Origin of the sequence: Williamsia sp. MIQD14 (assembly GCF_051025635.1) — a bacterium.
In the GTDB taxonomy this organism is placed as follows: domain Bacteria; phylum Actinomycetota; class Actinomycetes; order Mycobacteriales; family Mycobacteriaceae; genus Williamsia_A.
Map to the genome: position 1 here is coordinate 522,095 of NZ_JBPFDG010000001.1, position 16,474 is coordinate 538,568.

At 69.4% G+C, this 16,474-nt stretch carries 15 protein-coding genes; 7 read left to right on the forward strand and 8 right to left on the reverse strand.

Annotated features, from left to right (window positions below; genetic code table 11):
- Positions 1-48: 48 nt before the first annotated feature.
- A complete protein-coding gene (locus ACQ7HM_RS02215) occupies positions 49-1,503 on the forward strand; it encodes an MFS transporter (RefSeq protein WP_434214601.1) in 1,455 nt (484 codons plus the stop codon).
- Here ACQ7HM_RS02215 and ACQ7HM_RS02220 read toward each other — a convergent pair.
- From ACQ7HM_RS02220 to ACQ7HM_RS02235, 4 genes are all read right to left on the reverse strand, one after another.
- On the reverse strand, positions 1,436-3,052 hold the full coding sequence (locus ACQ7HM_RS02220) for a 4-coumarate--CoA ligase family protein (protein WP_434214602.1): 1,617 nt from the start codon (positions 3,050-3,052) through the stop codon (positions 1,436-1,438). The genes ACQ7HM_RS02215 and ACQ7HM_RS02220 overlap by 68 nt on opposite strands.
- A 102-nt stretch (positions 3,053-3,154) precedes the next feature.
- The gene (locus ACQ7HM_RS02225; protein WP_434214603.1) at positions 3,155-3,802 is read right to left on the reverse strand and encodes a YbjN domain-containing protein; all 648 of its coding nucleotides are present in this window, start codon (positions 3,800-3,802) and stop codon (positions 3,155-3,157) included.
- The gene (gene mshA / locus ACQ7HM_RS02230) at positions 3,799-5,139 is read right to left on the reverse strand and encodes a D-inositol-3-phosphate glycosyltransferase (protein WP_434214604.1); all 1,341 of its coding nucleotides are present in this window, start codon (positions 5,137-5,139) and stop codon (positions 3,799-3,801) included. The genes ACQ7HM_RS02225 and mshA overlap by 4 nt, the downstream gene beginning before the upstream one ends.
- A complete protein-coding gene (locus tag ACQ7HM_RS02235) occupies positions 5,136-6,098 on the reverse strand; it encodes an alpha/beta fold hydrolase (protein ID WP_434214605.1) in 963 nt (320 codons plus the stop codon). Before ACQ7HM_RS02235 ends, mshA begins: the two co-directional genes overlap by 4 nt.
- Before the next feature lie 96 nt (positions 6,099-6,194).
- On the opposite strand from ACQ7HM_RS02235, the gene ACQ7HM_RS02240 reads away from it, so the two are divergent.
- From ACQ7HM_RS02240 to ACQ7HM_RS02260, 5 genes are all read left to right on the forward strand, one after another.
- Positions 6,195-7,160: a pirin family protein gene (locus ACQ7HM_RS02240; RefSeq protein WP_434214606.1), complete on the forward strand. Its 966-nt coding sequence runs from the start codon at positions 6,195-6,197 to the stop codon at positions 7,158-7,160.
- 169 nt (positions 7,161-7,329) lie between these two features.
- A complete protein-coding gene (locus tag ACQ7HM_RS02245; protein WP_434214607.1) occupies positions 7,330-9,534 on the forward strand; it encodes a SulP family inorganic anion transporter in 2,205 nt (734 codons plus the stop codon).
- An 83-nt stretch (positions 9,535-9,617) separates the two neighbouring features.
- The gene (locus tag ACQ7HM_RS02250; RefSeq protein WP_434214608.1) at positions 9,618-10,553 is read left to right on the forward strand and encodes a metal ABC transporter solute-binding protein, Zn/Mn family; all 936 of its coding nucleotides are present in this window, start codon (positions 9,618-9,620) and stop codon (positions 10,551-10,553) included.
- 41 nt (positions 10,554-10,594) lie between these two features.
- A complete protein-coding gene (locus tag ACQ7HM_RS02255; protein ID WP_434215606.1) occupies positions 10,595-11,395 on the forward strand; it encodes a metal ABC transporter ATP-binding protein in 801 nt (266 codons plus the stop codon).
- Entirely contained in the window at positions 11,392-12,270 is an 879-nt protein-coding gene (locus ACQ7HM_RS02260; protein ID WP_434214609.1) for a metal ABC transporter permease, read from the forward strand. Before ACQ7HM_RS02255 ends, ACQ7HM_RS02260 begins: the two co-directional genes overlap by 4 nt.
- On the opposite strand, the gene ACQ7HM_RS02265 is transcribed toward ACQ7HM_RS02260, so the two are convergent.
- The 3 genes from ACQ7HM_RS02265 to ACQ7HM_RS02275 are packed head-to-tail and all read right to left on the reverse strand — an operon-like array spanning position 12,192 to position 14,115.
- Positions 12,192-13,226, reverse strand: coding sequence for a cation diffusion facilitator family transporter (locus ACQ7HM_RS02265; protein ID WP_434214610.1), 1,035 nt, complete (start codon positions 13,224-13,226; stop codon positions 12,192-12,194). The genes ACQ7HM_RS02260 and ACQ7HM_RS02265 overlap by 79 nt on opposite strands.
- The gene (locus tag ACQ7HM_RS02270) at positions 13,223-13,627 is read right to left on the reverse strand and encodes an ArsR/SmtB family transcription factor (RefSeq protein WP_434214611.1); all 405 of its coding nucleotides are present in this window, start codon (positions 13,625-13,627) and stop codon (positions 13,223-13,225) included. The genes ACQ7HM_RS02265 and ACQ7HM_RS02270 overlap by 4 nt, the downstream gene beginning before the upstream one ends.
- Positions 13,628-13,644: 17 nt before the next feature.
- Positions 13,645-14,115 (reverse strand): DUF2599 domain-containing protein, encoded by a 471-nt coding sequence (locus ACQ7HM_RS02275; protein WP_434214612.1) that lies wholly within the window; start codon positions 14,113-14,115, stop codon positions 13,645-13,647.
- A gap of 53 nt (positions 14,116-14,168) precedes the next feature.
- On the opposite strand from ACQ7HM_RS02275, the gene ACQ7HM_RS02280 reads away from it, so the two are divergent.
- A complete protein-coding gene (locus tag ACQ7HM_RS02280) occupies positions 14,169-14,978 on the forward strand; it encodes an alpha/beta fold hydrolase (RefSeq protein ID WP_434214613.1) in 810 nt (269 codons plus the stop codon).
- Here the strand turns inward: ACQ7HM_RS02280 and ACQ7HM_RS02285 are convergent.
- Positions 14,937-16,472 carry a carboxylesterase/lipase family protein gene (locus ACQ7HM_RS02285; RefSeq protein ID WP_434214614.1) on the reverse strand — a complete coding sequence of 512 codons (1,536 nt, stop codon included), beginning with the start codon at positions 16,470-16,472 and terminating at the stop codon, positions 14,937-14,939. The two genes, ACQ7HM_RS02280 and ACQ7HM_RS02285, sit on opposite strands and share 42 nt — an antisense overlap.
- Between the last annotated feature and the right edge of the window lie 2 nt (positions 16,473-16,474).

Genomic DNA, 16,474 nt, shown 5'->3' on the forward strand with positions numbered 1-16,474 from the left:
ACACCGGCTCCGATTGCCACCGAGCAATCGATCGGTCAGGCTGTGCGCGTGACAGTTGCAGCCGAAGTGGAACGCCGGACCCGCCCCGCGGTGATGGTCGCGGTGTTGTGCTTCGCCGGCGCGGTGTCGTCGTACTCCCAGAGTGTGATCCTGCTGCCGATCGTCGGACGCCTCGACGAGTACCTCGACACGAGTCCCGACAACGCCGCCTGGGTCATCACCGCGACGCTGCTGGTCGCCGCCGTGGCCCTGCCGACGGGCGGTCGGCTGGCCGACCTGTTCGGCAAGCGCCGGGTCGTCGTGGTCGCGCTCGGCTCGCTGCTCGTCGGATCGGTGATCGCGGCGCTGTCGGACAGTCTCGCACCGCTCATCGTCGGACGGGCGCTGCAGGGGGTGACCCTCGTCGTCATCCCCGTCGGCGTCAGCCTCCTGCGGGATCTCCTGCCCCCGCAACGGGTCCCGGGCGCGATCGCGACGATGGGCGCGGCCCTGGGCCTCGGCGGCGCCGTCGGACTGCCCCCGGCAGCATGGATCCCCCAGCAGTTCGACTGGCACATGCTGTTCTGGGTGTCGTCGGTGCTCGCCGCCCTCGCACTGCTGCTGGTGGTCACACAGATCCCCGAATCCGCGCGACGATCGCCCGGCACCGTCGACGTCGTCGGCATCGTCGGGCTCACCATCGGCCTCGTGTGCCTGCTGCTGGTGATCAGCAAGGGACGCGTGTGGGGTTGGGGCGACCCCGAGACCGTGGTCACCGCGGTCGTCGGCGCCGTGACGCTGATCGCGTGGGCGACCTACGAGTGGCGACGCGCCTCACCGCTGGTCAACCTGCGGCTCGCGGCACTCCCGACGGTGCTGGTCACCAACCTGGTGTCGGTGCTGATCGGCTTCACCCTGCTCGGGATGCTGCTGGTGTCGCCGTGGCTGATGCAGGTCGAGATGGGTCAGTCGGTGTTGTCGGCCGGGTTGTGGGTCGCGCCCGCGGGGTTCGCGATGCTGATCATGTCGCCGCTGTCGGCCCGACTGGTCACCGCGTTCGGCGCACGGTCGACACTGCGGGCCGGGACCGCCGTGATGGGCCTGGGCTACCTGTTCGTGATCGTATGGATGAACTCGGCGTGGCAGGTGATGGTCGGGGTGACCATCACGTTCGCCGGCCTCGGCGTCGCCTACGCCGCGATGGTGGGACTCATCATGGCGTCGGTGCCGCTCGAGGAGACCGCCGCGGCCAACGGACTCAACTCGCTGATGCGGTCCATCGGCACCTCCACGGCGTCGGCGGTGATCATCGCGGTGCTCGCCGCGTCGACGGTCACACTGACGACCGACGGCGGCGAGCGCACCGTTCCGAGCCGCTCCGCCTTCGAGCTGGTCTACGTCATCGGTGCGATCGCCGCCGTCGTCGGGGTCGCGCTGATCAGCGCGATCCCCCGGATCAGCTCTTCGCGCGTAGATCCTTCCGAAGAATCTTGCCCGACACCGACTTCGGGATCTCGTCGATGAACTCGACCTGACGGACCTTCTTGTACGGCGCCACCTTGCCCGCGACGAACTCCATCACGGCGTCGGCGGTGACCTCGGTTCCGCTCTGGCGCACCACGAACGCCTTGGGGATCTCCTCCCCCGACTCGGCGTCGACGACACCGACGACGGCCGCGTCGGCGATCTCGGGGTGGCTGAGCAGCAGGGCCTCGAGCTCCGCCGGCGGCACCTGGTAGCCCTTGTACTTGATGAGCTCCTTGAGCCGATCGACGATGAACACACATCCGGTCGGGTCGACCTGCGCGAGGTCGCCGGTGTGCAGGAAGCCGTCGGAGTCGATGGTCTCGGCGGTGGCGGAGTCGTTGTTCAGGTAGCCGGCCATCACGTTCGGACCGCGGAACCACAGCTCACCGGTGTCGCTGAGACCCTCACTCGGCAAGGGGATCTCGTCGCCGGAGACGGGATCGACGAGCTTGCTCTCGGCGTTGGGCACCGTCCACCCCGATGAGCTGAGCTCCGCGTCCTCGCCGTTCAGCAACGACTGGCCGCCGTCGAACGGGATGACGTGGCTGACCGGGCTGAGCTCGCTCATGCCGTAGCCCTGCACCATGCGGCAGCCGATGCGCTTCTCCACGGCGTGACCGAGCTCGGCGTCGAGCGGGGCGGCACCCGACATGATGGTGTGCAGCGAGGACAGGTCGTAGTTGTCGACCAACGGGTGCTTGGCCAGCGCGACGGCGATGGGCGGCGCGATGTAGCCCATGGTGCACTTGCGATCCTGGATGTTCTCCAGGAACTCGGTGAGGTCGAAGCGCGGCATGATGACCAGGCTGGCGCGGGCGTGCAGCGCCGCGTTGAGCAGCACCGTCATGCCGTAGATGTGGAAGAACGGCAGAACCGCGAGGATCGCGTCGTCGGCGGTCATACCCTGCAGCGGGCGGATCTGGCACACGTTCGACACCAGGTTGCGATGGGTGAGCATCACGCCCTTGGGGTTGGCCGTGGTCCCCGAGCTGTACGGCAACACCGCGAGATGGGTCGCCGGGTCGAAGCTCACCTCCGGCGCAGCATTGTTCTCCCCCAACAGATCCGCCGCGTTCGGGTGGCCGCTCGCCTCGAGGCCCTCACCGTCGAGAACGATCAGGTGGTCGTCGGCGATGCCGAGCTTCTCGGCGGCCTCCTTGGCGCCGGGCGCCAGCACGCCGACCGTCACCAACATGGTCGCCTTCGCGTCGGTGAGCTGCTTGGCGATGTCGTTCGGGGTGAACAGTGCGTTGATCGTGGTGGCGGTCGCACCGGCACGCAGGATGCCGTGGAAGGCGATCGCGAAGGCCGAGGAGTTCGGCGAGAGCAACCCGACGACGTCACCGACACCGATGCCGCGCGCGGCGAGGGCACCGGCGAATGCGTCGATGCGGCCGACGAGCTCACGGTAGGTCGTGGTGGCGTCGGCCTTGGCGTCGATGAGAGCGGGACGGTCGAGGTCAGAGTCCGTGATACCTCCGAAAAGGTAGTCGTAGACGGTCGTCTCGGGGACGGTCACCGCGGGGAACGGACTCGCGAAACTCATGGAACCTCCGTTGATCGGCACGACCGGAGACGTAGGTGACACCGGCCGTCACAGCTAGCTGCCGCCCAGACTAGCAACGGCCACAGGCCGCCGAGGCGGGGTTCACCCAGATGTCGAGACCGGATCCTGGTCGGCCTGCGCACGCTCGGCAGAGCCATCCTGGGCGGCCTGCGCACGCTCGGCGACCGGCGTGACGGTCTTCTCGGGCGCGATGTACGGGAGCGATTCCTCGTCGATGAGGTGCTCGAAGGCGAGGAGGTTCTTCAACGATTCCCCGCGCGACACCCGCCACGCCCATTCCCGCCGGATCGAGGTGTAGAAGCCGAGTTCGAGGAGGGTGTTGAAGTCGCCGTCGGCCGCCTCGAGCACCTGTCCGAGCACGCGGTCGAGTTCGTCGGGCGTCACCGACTCTGCCGAGAACCGACCGACGAGATAGATGTCGCCGATGTTGTCGATCGTGTAGGCCACGCCGTACATGCGTCGGTTGCGCTTGAGCATGAACTTGTAGACGCCCTCGTGGTTCTCGTCGGGTCGTCGACACACGAACGCCTCCACCCGCACGCCGGGCTTGCCGACGGTGAGCAGGACGGTGGTCTTCAGCTTGCGTTCACCGGGCAGCTCGATGACGAGGTGCTCGGTGTCGGCGCCTCCGGAGTTCTTGAGCGCGAACGTGACCCCGCGTTCGCGCAACGCTTTCTGCAGCGAATCGGACTGCTCGACGATGCCCGGCGGGCGCAACGGCTGACTCATGCTCGAACTCCTGACCGGCGACGTGACCATCGCCGAGTTCCACGGGTGGACGGGGTGGGGATCTGTTCGGGGCGCGAGGAGGCACCGTCGTAGGTGGCGACCGCGCGGTGGTAGCTGTCGAGCAGTTGATCGGCGGTGTGATCCCACGAGAAACCCTGCGCGTGGGTCACCGCGGCCGCGCCCATCTCGGCCAGGCGACGCGGTTGCGCGAGCAGACCGTCGATCGCCGCGGTCCAGTCGTCGATGCGGTGTCCCGGCACCAGCAGTCCGGTCACACCGTCGTCGACCGCGACGCCGAGACCGCCCACGTCGGCCGCGACGACGGGTACGCCGCTGGCCTGCGCCTCGATCGCGACCAGACCGAAGCTCTCCGAATAACTGGGTACGGCAACGAGATCCGAGGCGCGGTACACGGTCGCGAGCATCTCGGGTCGTTGCGGCGGGAGGAACGTGACCGCGTCGGCGATACCCAGTTCGGCGACGAGATCGATGAGGGCAGTGGGCCGGGCGAGTCCCGAACCCGACGGTCCGCCGACCACGAGGACCCGCACCCTGCGTCCCGACGCACGCGCACGGTCGATGATCGGCGCGGCCGCGCGGATGAGCACGTCGGGGGCCTTGAGTGGCTGGATGCGGCCGACGAACGTCACCACGACCTCGTTCGGGTCGAGCCCGAGTTCGGCGCGTGCATCGTCACGCGGGCCGGGTCGGTAGGTGGTGAGGTCGACACCGGGTGTCGCGACGTCGACACGGTCGGGGTCGGCGTGGTGGATCGAGATGAGTTGCTGCGCTTCGGCATCGGTGTTCGCGACAAGGCGATCGGCCTCGACGACGACCTGCTGCTCCCCGACCTGCCGCAGCATCGGTTCGGGCTCGTCGCCGGCGGCGAGCGCCAGGTTCTTGACCGCGGCGAGGGTGTGGGCGGTGTGCACCAGCGGCACGCGCCAGCGATCGCGGGCGAGCCATCCGACCTGCCCGGACAACCAGTAGTGCGAGTGGACGAGGTCGTAGTGACCGGGCGGGTGCATCGCCTCCGCGCGCAGGACGCCGGCGGCGAAAGCGCAGAGCTGCGTGGGCAGATCACGTTTGTCGAGGCCCTCGAACGGACCCGCGACGACGTTGCGCACCAGCACCCCGTCGGCGGCGCGCACCGACGGTGCGTCGGTCGACGAGGTGGCGCGGGTGAAGATCTCGACGTCGATCCCGCGCTGGGCGAGCGTGCGCGCGGTCTGCCACACGTAGACGTTCATGCCACCGGCGTCGCCGGTACCGGGTTGGGCCAGCGGTGAGGTGTGCACCGAGATCAGTGCGATGCGACGCAGCTCCCGTCTCCTCATACCGCGGCCTCCACGTCGGAGCCGATGGTCCCGGTGAACGTCAGGACCGACTCGGCGAAGCGGTCGGGGTCCTCCACGAACGGCGCGTGACCGGCGCCGTCCCAGAGGTCCACGCGGGCGTGGTCGAGGAGGTCGGCGGCGTGACGGGCCGCCGAGATGTCGACGACGGCGTCGGCGGTGCCGTGGAGGATGAGCACCGGGATCGACAGTGCGCGCAGCATCGGGTCGTGATCGGCGGTGCGGGCGAACAATCCAGCGCGAGCGCTCGGCGCGGTGGTGAGCGAGGCGCCGAACAGCTGCTGACTCACCGCACCGAGGTCGGGTCGGTGGGCGGGGACGAGTGCGGTGCCGAACGACCCCAGCGCACGGATGGCCGTACGTGGGTCGGCCGAGCAGGCATCTGGCAGGGCCGCGCGCATGGCCGGACCGACACGGCCGCCGGCCGCGCCGCGACCGAGCGAGGTGATCGCACCGACGAGCACGAGACCGACGACATCGCCGACCCCCTCGGTGCGGGCGAGCCGGTCGGCGATCAGGTCGCACGACACCAGGCCGCCGTACGACCACCCGGCGAGCACCACCCCACCGTTGCCGACGGCGGGGGTGTCGAAGGCCGAGGTCGCCGTGGTCGACTCGGCCGCGAGCACGGCCTCGATGTCGCCGGCGAAGTCCGCTGCGGAGTAGGAGTACCCGACGGCGTCGCCGCCGTGGACCGCCGGTACCTGCGAGGCTCCGTGGCCGCGCAGGTCGACGGCGATCACGCGGTGGGTCTCGGCGAGGCGGTCGAGGAGCCCGGCGCCCCAGGCCGCGGCCGACTGCGCCCAGCCGTGGATCAGCAGCAGGGCCGGCGTGGCCTCGTCGGCAGGAGCCGCCGACGTCTCCACCGCGGGCGCGCTGACCCGGTAGGCGATCTCGATGCCACCGGGGCCGGTGGCCGAGCGCGTGCGGAAGTGCGTCATCCGCCCAGCGTATCGCCGGAACAAATCGGACCGCGGTCCGGTTACATGAGGCACACTATGGACACGCACTCGTGTCGACTAGAGAAGGAGGACACGATGCCCGCGATCACCGCAGACACTTTGACCCTGGACCGGTTGGCTCAGGCCGCCCCGTCCGACACCGAACGCCCCGTGCGCGCGGTGACCACCGGACCCCGCGGCTACGAGGGCGAGGGCTTCCCTGTCGTCCGTGCGTTCGCCGGCGTCAGCAAGGCCGATCTCGACCCGTTCATCCACATGGACCAGATGGGTGAGGTCGACTACGAGCCCGGTGAGCCACGCGGCACCAGCTGGCACCCGCACCGTGGCTTCGAGACCGTCACCTACATGATCGACGGCCGCTTCCAGCACCAGGACAGCCACGGCGGCGGCGGTCTCATCGAGGACGGCGCGACGCAGTGGATGACCGCCGGATCGGGCATCCTCCACATCGAGACCCCGCCCGCCGAGCTCGTGGCCAGCGGAGGCGTGTTCCACGGCATCCAGCTGTGGGTCAACCTGCCGCGGTCCGACAAGTTCACGACACCGGCCTATCAGTCGATCGAGGGCACGCAGGCGACGCTCGTGTCGTCCTCCGACGGTGGCGCGCTGGTGCGGATCATCGCCGGCGACATCGGCGGGCACCACGGACCGGGATCGACCCGCACGCCCATCACCCTGGCCCACGCCACGGTGGAGCCCGGCGCGCAGCTCAACCTCCCCTGGAACCGCGACTACAACGCGCTCGTCTACGTGCTCAGCGGCGACGGCACGGTGGGACCGCTCCGCACCCCAATCTCGGGTGGCCAACTCGCCGTGCTCGGCCCCGGTGACCGGATCAGCGTGAGCGCCGACGGCACGCAGGACTCGAATCGCCCGGCGATGGAGGTCCTCCTTCTCGGCGGTCGCCCGATCCGCGAGCCGGTGTTCGCCTACGGCCCGTTCGTCATGAACACCAAGTCGGAGGTCATCGCTGCGATCGAGGACTTCAACGCCGGCAAGTTCGGCGTCATCCCGCCCGACGCGTTGATGCCGCACACGTGATCCGACCCGCCCACGGCGACGTCCGGTGTGATGGACCACAGCTCTGCCGCTGTGACATCTCCCAACATCGGGCGTCGCCGATGGGTGCACGCACCAGACTTCGAGTCTTTTCTGATGCTTGGGAAACTATTTAAGCTCCCTTTAACAATCGGTGGGTACGTTCGCCCGCATGCACCTGCCGACCTCGCTGAGTTCGACCCGCCTTCGTGACGTAGTGCGCTACGACGTCCCCGCCTCTCTCGTCGTCTTCCTTGTGGCGCTACCTCTTTCGCTGGGTATCGCCATCGCCTCCGACGCCCCGGTCATGGCAGGTCTCATCGCCGCGGTCATCGGCGGCATCGTCGCCGGCGCACTCGGGGGGTCGGTCCTGCAGGTCAGCGGCCCGGCCGCGGGCCTCACCGTCGTGGTCGCGGAACTGGTCGCGAACTTCGGATGGCGGGTCACCTGTGCCATCACCGTCGGCGCCGGCGTCCTGCAGATTGTGTTCGGCCTGAGTCGGATCGCGCAGGCCGCGTTGGCCATCGCACCCGTCGTGGTGCACGCAATGCTCGCCGGCATCGGCATCACCATTGCGCTGCAACAGATCCATGTCCTGCTGGGCAACGACTCGCAGAGCTCCGCGTGGGAGAACCTCAGCGCCATACCGGGATCGTTGCTCGACATGGACTGGCACACCGTCGTGATCGGCGGTCTGGTCGTCGCGACGATGCTGGCGTGGCCGTCGCTGCCCGCGCGCCACCGCAAGGTCCCCGGACCGCTGGTCGCCATCGTCGGCGCCACCGTCGTCGCCCTCGCCGCCGGCTTCGACATCGACAAGATCTCGTTGGACGGCAACTTCTTCGACGCCCTCGCCCTGCCCGAACTGCCCAGCGGCAACTGGGGTGCGGTCGCCCTCGGTGTCATCACCGTCGCGCTGATCGCGAGCGTGGAGTCGCTGCTGTCGGCGGTGGCCGTCGACAAGATGCACACCGGACCCCGGACCGATTTCAACCGGGAGATGCTCGGTCAGGGCAGCGCGAACATCCTGTCGGGCATGGCCGGTGGCCTGCCGGTGACCGGCGTGATCGTGCGCAGCTCCACCAACGTCGCCTCCGGTGCACGCTCGCGCGCCTCGGCCGTGCTCCACGGTGTGTGGATCCTGGTGTTCGCCGTGCTGCTCACCGCGCTGGTGCAGCAGATCCCGATGGCCGCGTTGGCGGGACTGCTCGTCGTGATCGGCATCCAACTCGTGAAGACCGCACACATGAAGCTCGCCCTGCGCACCGGCGACATGTGGGTCTACGTGATCACCGTGCTCGCCGTGGTCTTCCTCAACCTGCTCGAGGGTGTCGGCATCGGTCTCGCGGTCGCCGTCGCGATCGTCGTGGTCCGGGTGGTGCGCGCCAGCATCACCTCCGCACCGTTCGGCACGGCCGGTTCGCGGCAGTGGGAGATCAGCATCCACGGGTCGTTGAGCTTCCTCATGCTGCCCCGCCTGAACAAGGCGCTGGCGAAGGTGCCCGCGGGCGCGCACGTCACGATCCACATCGACGCCGACTTCCTCGACAACGCCGCCTCGGAGATGATCGCCGACTGGCAGTGGGCGCACGAGGCCGCCGGAGGCACCGTCGTGATCTCCGAGACCGGGCATGCGCTGCTCGTCGACGCCCCCAAGGCGCCGCCGCGCCGCCATCAGGTCGCCACCCGCGTGCTGGGTCTCGCGCCGTGGAAGGCGCAGTCGCCGAGCCGCGACGCCGACGCCGACGAGTCGCCGACCCTGCGGTCGATCAAGAGCGGTGTGCACGAGTACCACCGCCTCACCGCCGACGCGCTCCTCGAACACATGGAGGGCCTGAGTGATTCGCAGGATCCCGACTCGCTGTTCCTCACGTGTTCGGACTCGCGGGTGGTGCCCAACGTCATCACCGCCAGCGGTCCCGGCGACCTGTTCACCGTCCGCAACATCGGCAACCTGATCCCGACCGATCCCGGCGCGGACATCTCGGTGGAGGCCGCACTCGAGTTCGCCGTCGACACCCTCGGCGTCAGCTCGGTCGTGGTCTGCGGTCACTCGTCGTGCGGTGCGATGAAGGGTCTGCTCACCCCGGACGGTCCGGGCGGCGCCGTCGGCACGTGGCTCGAGCACGCGGCGCCCAGCCTGTCGGCGTACCGCAGCGGGCACCCCGCGGGCCGCAGTGCCGCCGAAGCCGGGTTCTCCGAGGTCGATCAACTCGCGATCGTCAACGTCGCGGTGCAGATACAGACCCTGCAGCGACACCCGCTCGTCGGTCGTGCCGTCGCCGACGGTCGGCTCCGCGTCGCCGGGTTGTTCTTCGACATCGCCACCGCGCGGGTCATCGAGGTGTCGAGCACGGCGGTCACCGTGCCGGCCTGATCGGTGTCGCCGATGGACGAGTTGGACCTCTTTTCGAAAACGGTTACCATTTGCGTCGCAGTCGTCGAGGAGTGGAGTGTGCGATGAGTTCGAACGTTCGTGGGGTGTCGACCCGGGTCGCGGCGCTGGCGGCAGCGCTGGTCGCCGCGACGGTGGTCGCCGGGTGTTCGGGCGACACCACCGAGGCCGCGGGTGCCCCCGGGGCGCCGGTCGTCGTCGCCTCCACCGACGTGTGGGGCGCCGTCGCCGAGGCAGTCGCGGGCAAGGACGCCGGCGTCACCTCGCTCTACACCTCGCCCGACGGTGACCCCCACGAGTTCGAGGCCACCGCGCGCGACACCGCGAAGGTGTTCGACGCCGACGTCGTGGTGCTCAACGGCGCCGACTACGACGCCTACATGGAGAAGGCGCCGAAGAACCCCGACGCCACGGTGATCAGCGCGTACGACGCGTACAAGAAGTTGAACCCGAACGCACCCACCGGGGCAGGTGAGGTCAACGAGCACTTCTTCTACGACTTCGACGTGGTGAAGGCCGTCGCCGCCGACATCGCCGACTCGCTGGCCGAGAAGTTCCCGGCCGACAAGGACGCGTTCGCCGCCAACGCGAAGCAGTTCGAGGACAAGGTCACCGACCTGCAGACGACGTTGGCATCGATCAAGGCGGCCCACGCCGGTGCGAAGGTCGCCCAGACCGAGCCGCTCGCGGCCTACCTGCTGGCCGAGGCCGGACTCGTCGACGCCACCCCGTCGTCGTTCACCGACGCCGTCGAGGCCGGCAACGACCCGCCCGCCGCCGCCGTCGCGACCACCGAGGACCTGGTGCGCAACAAGACCGTCTCGGCGTTGCTCTACAACACCCAGGCCGTCGACGAGACGACCAAGCGACTGCTCAGCGCGGCCGGCTCCGACGGACTCCCCGTCGTGAAGTTGACCGAGACGCTGCCCTCCGGAGTCACCGACTACGTGGCGTGGCAGAGGGCTACGGTGGATGCGATCGCGGCCTCGCTGTCGCGCTGATCGACCCCGTCTCGTCACCTTCTCGCCACCGGAGCAACGCCATCACCGCCAGCGTCCCTGCCATCGACATCCGTGGTGCGCGACTGCGCTTCGGTGACCGCGTGCTGTGGTCGGATTTCGACCTGACCGTCGCCCCCGGCGAATTCGTCGCGGTGCTCGGCCCCAACGGATCGGGCAAGACCTCGCTGCTGCGGACCCTGCTGGGTCAGTACCGGTTGGACGCGGGCACCATCTCGATCGACGGCCGCGACGGCACCGATCGGTCGAAGATCGGATACGTGCCGCAACAGCGCCCGCACGATGAGGGTGTGCCGTTGCGCGGTCGCGACCTGGTGGGTCTCGGCGTCGACGGTCGCTCGTGGGGCGTCGGGTGGCGTCACCGCCGCGCGCGCAGGGCGGCAGTCGATCTCGCGATCGATCAGGTCGATGCGCGCGCCTTCGTCGACGCCCCGCTCGGCCTGCTCTCCGGTGGTGAGCAGCAACGGTTGCGGGTGGCCCAGGCCCTCGCGAGCGACCCCGTCGTGCTGCTGTGCGACGAGCCGCTGCTCAGTCTCGACCCGGCGAACCAGGCGCGGGTGGCGCAGTTGATCGATCGGCGACGCCGGGCGGCGGCGACCGCGGTCGTCTTCGTCACCCACGAGATCAATCCCGTTCTGCCCTACGTCGATCGCGTCGTCTACCTCGTCGACGGTCGGTTCCGGATCGGGACCACCGACGAGGTGATGAACACCGACGTGCTCAGCGAGCTGTACCGCACGAAGGTCGACGTCCTGCGCGTCCGCGACCGCCTGGTCGTCGTGGGCGCCGACGAGGCCGCCTGCCACGGCGTCGAGGCGCTGTGAGCACCGTCGACTGGGGCAGCTTCTTCGACGCCGGGCTCGCCGGCGACCTCCTGGCCCGACCCTTCGTGCAGCAGTCGTTGGTGGCGTTGGCGCTGCTGGCGCTGCTCGGTGGTCTGCTCGGGCCGACGGTGGTGGCACGCCAGATGTCGTTCGCCGTCCACGGCACCGCCGAGTTGTCGTTCACCGGCGCCGCATTGGCGCTGTTGCTCGGCGTGAGTGTGAACATCGGCGGCGTGGTGGGCTCCATCGTCGCCGCCCTCATCTTCGGCCTGCTCGGCAGCCGTGTCCGCGAACGGGATTCGGTCATCGGCGTGGTGATGGCGTTCGGACTGGGTCTCGGTGTGCTGTTCATCGCGACCTACGGCCGCACCGGAACCGGCTTCGCCCTGCTGACCGGGCAGGTCGTCAGTGTCGGGGTAGACGGGTTGACCGCCGTCGCGGTCACCACCGTCGTGGTGGTCGCCGTGCTCGCGCTGATCTACCGGCCACTACAGTTCGCGAGCACCGATCCCACGGTCGCCGAGGCACTCGGGGTCCCCACGCGCACACTGTCGTTGGTGTTCGCGGTCCTGCTCGGCGCCAGTGTCGCCCAGGGCGTGCAGATCATCGGCGCACTACTGGTGATGTCGCTGTTCATCACCCCCGCCGCCGCGGCCACGCGTGTCACCTCCACCCCGACCACGGTGGTGCTGCTGTCGATCCTGTTCGCCGAGATCGCCGCGGTGGGTGGGCTGATCCTCTCCCTCGCGCCGAATCTGCCGGTGTCGGTGATGGTCACGACCATCTCGTTCGCGATCTACGTCGTCTGCCGCCTCGTCGGCGGACGCAGGCTCCGCTCGGCCGGACGCGTCGCGGCGGCGTCGCCGACGTCGTGACCCGGGTAGGCGTGCACCTGCGCGGTGGCCAGACGCGGGACGCCCTCGATCAGCGCGTGTTCGGCGCGGTGGGCCAGCGCGTGGGCATCGCGCAACGCGGTCTCGGGTGCGACATCGAGATCGGCCTCGGCGTGCAGGGTGTGCCCGACCCAGCGCATCCGTAGCCCGGCCACGCCGTCCACGCCGGGGACCGCGGCCAGCACCACCTCGGCCGACCCGACGATCTGCGGGTCGACACCGTCCATGAGGCGGCGGAACACATCTCGCGCTGCACCGACGAGCACCGCGAGGATCGCGGCGGTGATCACCAACCCCACGATCGGATCGGCCATGGGGAAGCCGGCGGCGGCACCGGCGGCGCCGATGACGACCGCCAGGGACGTGAACCCGTCTGTGCGGGCGTGCTTCCCGTCCGCGACCAGCGCGACCGATCCGATGCGGCGGCCGACGGTGATGCGGTAGCGCGCGACGATCTCGTTGCCGAGGAATCCGACGGCACCCGCCGCGGCGACCCACGGCAGGTGTGACAGGGGCGCGGGGTCGATCAGACGCCGTACCGCCTCGACCCCGGCCACGACGGCCGACGCGAGGATCATGAGCACCACGAACAGCCCGGCGAGATCCTCGGCACGGCCGAACCCATAGGTGTAGCGACGCGTCGGTGCGCGACGGCCGAGCACGAACGCGATCCACAGCGGCACCGAGGTGAGCGCGTCGGAGAAGTTGTGGATGGTGTCGGCGAGCAGCGCCACCGACCCGGACACCGCGACCACCGCGAGTTGCGCGCACGCCGTCGCCAGCAGCACCGCCATGCTGATCTTCACCGCGCGGATGCCCTGCGCGCTGGACTCCATCGCGCTGTCGACCTTGTCGGCGGAATCGTGGCTGTGCGGGGTGAACGCGTGGGTCACGGCATGTCGCCAACCACCGTGGTTGTGGGAGTGGTCGCCGCTCATGCGCCTGCGGTCTTCTCGGAGGCGACGATGGCGATCGGCGCGTCGACGTGGGCGTCGGGACGGTGGTGACCGGGCGTGCCGGGGCCGGCGTGTTCGGCGTTGAACACCGCGTCGACCACCATCTGGCGCACGTGGTCGTTCTCGAGGCGGTAGAAGACCGACGTGCCCTCCTTGCGGGTGCGCACCAGCCGCGCCATGCGGAGTTTGGCGAGGTGCTGACTCACCGAGGGGGCCGGCTTGCCGACCTTCTCCGAGAGCTCGTTCACCGAGCACTCCCGATCGACCAGGGCCCACAGCATCTGCACGCGCGTGGCGTCGGAGAGCATGCGGAACACCTCGACCACCAGGGCCACCTGGTCGTCGGCGAGTGTCCGGCGACAAACACCCTTATCTGCATTCATACGCAGATAATAGACGACTACTCCTCGGCGCCGCCGGGGTTGCACCGGTCGTCGATCATCTGTTGCGCACTCACCACCGGTCGCCACGGCTCGAGATTCCAGCTCGGTTTGTCAGGTGCGACGATGCGCGCGAACGTCCAGTGACAGTCGAACTGCGCGCGCATACCCGGGGTGTCGGCTCCCGGGTCGTCGGCGAGCACCTCCGCCCAGGCGACGGCGTTGTCGCCCGCGCCCTGCGCGGCGCGGCCCGACGCCGTCGGATACACCTGCACGCTCGTGCCCGAGGGCAGCGTCACGACCTGCACCCGGTCGATGAACGGCGGCACCGCCGGGGCCTGCGAGGCGGTGATCACCTCCGGCGCCGTGCTCGAGGGAGGTGTCGACGACGAGGCGGCGACATCGGTGTCGCTCCCGGTCGAGCAGGCCGCGGCCGCCATCGCCACGCCCAGCACCAGGGTGCAGGCGGCGTACCGGCGTCGAGTTGACATCGATTGAGCCTCGTTTCGGTGATCGCGACACCACCTCTGCGAGCATGGGGCGCATGTCCAGCCTGTCCGGTGCCGACGATACGCACACCTTGCGACCGGTCGATGGGGGCGAATACATCGACGTCGCCGGTCATCCCGTGTGGCACTTCGTCGATGGCGAGGGCACCCCGGTGGTGCTGTTGCACGGCGCCTTCGCCGGGGCGTCGTCGTTCGGTGCCCAGATCCCCGAGATCCTCAGGGCGGGCTGGAAGGTGTACGCGCCCGAGCGGTGCGGTCACGCCCACTCCCCCGACACCGGCGCCACCTTCAGCTATTCGACGATGGCGGAGGAGACGATCGCCTACCTCGAGGCCGCGGTCGGTCGACCGGCGCACCTGGTGGGGTGGAGCGACGGTGCGGTGGTCGCCCTGCTGGTCGCGCAGCGTCGCCCCGACCTCGTCGACCGCATGGTGCTCGTCGGGCAGTACTTCAATCGCGCGGGTCGTGTCACCGACGGCATCACCGACGGGCTCCTCGCCGACAGCTCGGCGATGAACTTCCTGCGCGCCGAATACGATTCGGTGTCCCCGGACGGACCCGAACACTTCGAGACCGTCTACCGCAAGACCATCGCCATGATCGCCGCCGAACCCGAGATCGATCTCGCGACACTGGCGTCGGTCACCACGCCCACCCTGGTGGCCCAGGGCGACCGCGACGAGGTGACGGTCGCGCACAGCGTCGACGTGGTGGCGGCGCTGCCCGCTGCGCGTCTGGCGGTCCTGCCCGGCACCCATCTGTTGCCGCTGGAGTCGCCCGACGTGTTCAACCCGCTGATGCTGTCATTCCTGGCTGGGGATCCCCCCGCCCAGTGGGACCTCTGAGTAGGCCTGGTAGCGGCTCCACGCCTTCCGTCGCTCGGCGTGCGGATCGAGTTCGGTGCGACTCGGGTCGTCGATGACCTTCACCGCGCGCGTGGTGGTGTCGTAACGACGCCATCCGGATCGGGGTGCGCCGGTGGCCGCGAACGACGCCCAGTCCGACTGCATCTCGGCGGTGACCCGCCGGGCCGACTTCCGGTCGCCGGCGACGGTCAGCAGGCCGCCGATCCGGGAGGTGAACAGTCCGAACACCCCGAACAGTTCTATGCCGTGGGTGGCACCGAAGCCGGTGGCGTCGAGGACGCGGGTGGAGTAGTCGAACCGGTACATGAAGGTCGGCGCGTGTCGACTGTGTCCGTCGGCGATGGCGACCGACGGTGCCCAGAAGATCATGTCGGCCATGATCTGCCGACAGGTCTCCGGCGCCGGGTAGTCGGGGTAGGCGTCGAGGATGCGTTGCCGTGCATCGTCATCGGCGCCCGCCAACACCTTGTCGAGCGCCTCGGGTGAGGTGGGCAACACCGGGAACACCTTGGCGAACAGGTTGGCCTCGGCGAGGTTGCTGCCGAGCAGCAGCGGCACCGGGAGAGTGCGCCCCTGGGCCGCGGCGTCGATCGGGTCGATGGGCAGCAGGTCGCCGTCGATGGTGGGGCCGAACGGCAATGCGCCCGGGATCATCTTCGAGACCTTGCGCGACAGCACGTCGCCGGCCCGACCCAGCTCGGCGGGCGTCGCGCTGTGCAGTGCGGCGATCGGGTCGTCGTGGGTCTCGCCGAGGATGTCGACGAAGGTCGACGCGAACTGCCTCGCCCACTGCGCCTTCAGGGTGAGCGCGGGCGCCGAGCTCTCGGCGATGGCACGGTGGAACAACCCCTCCGCCGACGGGACGGCCAGCAGGGTGGTGACGGCGTTGCCGCCGGCGCTCTCACCGAACACGGTGACGTTGTCGGGGTCGCCGCCGAACGCGGCGATGTTGCGCTGCACCCACTGCAGCGCCGCGAGCTGGTCACGCAGCCCGAGGTTGCTGTCGTAGCGCCGTTCCTCGCTCGAGAAGCCGCTGAGGTCGAGGTATCCCAGGGTGCCGAGCCGGTAGTTGATCGACACGTAGACGACGCCACCCGCGCGGACGAGAGAGTCGCCGCGGTAGGTCAGCGACGACCCGAGGATGTAGGCGCCGCCGTGGATGAACACCATCACCGGCAGCGGTCCCGAGCGTGTCGCCGGCGCCAACACGTTGAGCGTCAGGCAGTCCTCGCTCACCGGTTGGTATTTGTTGATGCCGATGGTGGTGTAGCGCCGGGCCTGCGGTGCGGCATTGCGGAAGCTGTGCGCGAGTCGCACACCCGACCACGCCGTGGCCGGCTCGGGTGCGCGGAAGCGCCGATCGCCCATCGGGGGCGCGGCGTAGGGGATGCCGCGCCAGCTGTGCAGGCCGTTGTGATCGACACCCTCGACGACGCCGTCGGTGGTGGTCACGCGTGTATCGGAGTGGGACATGC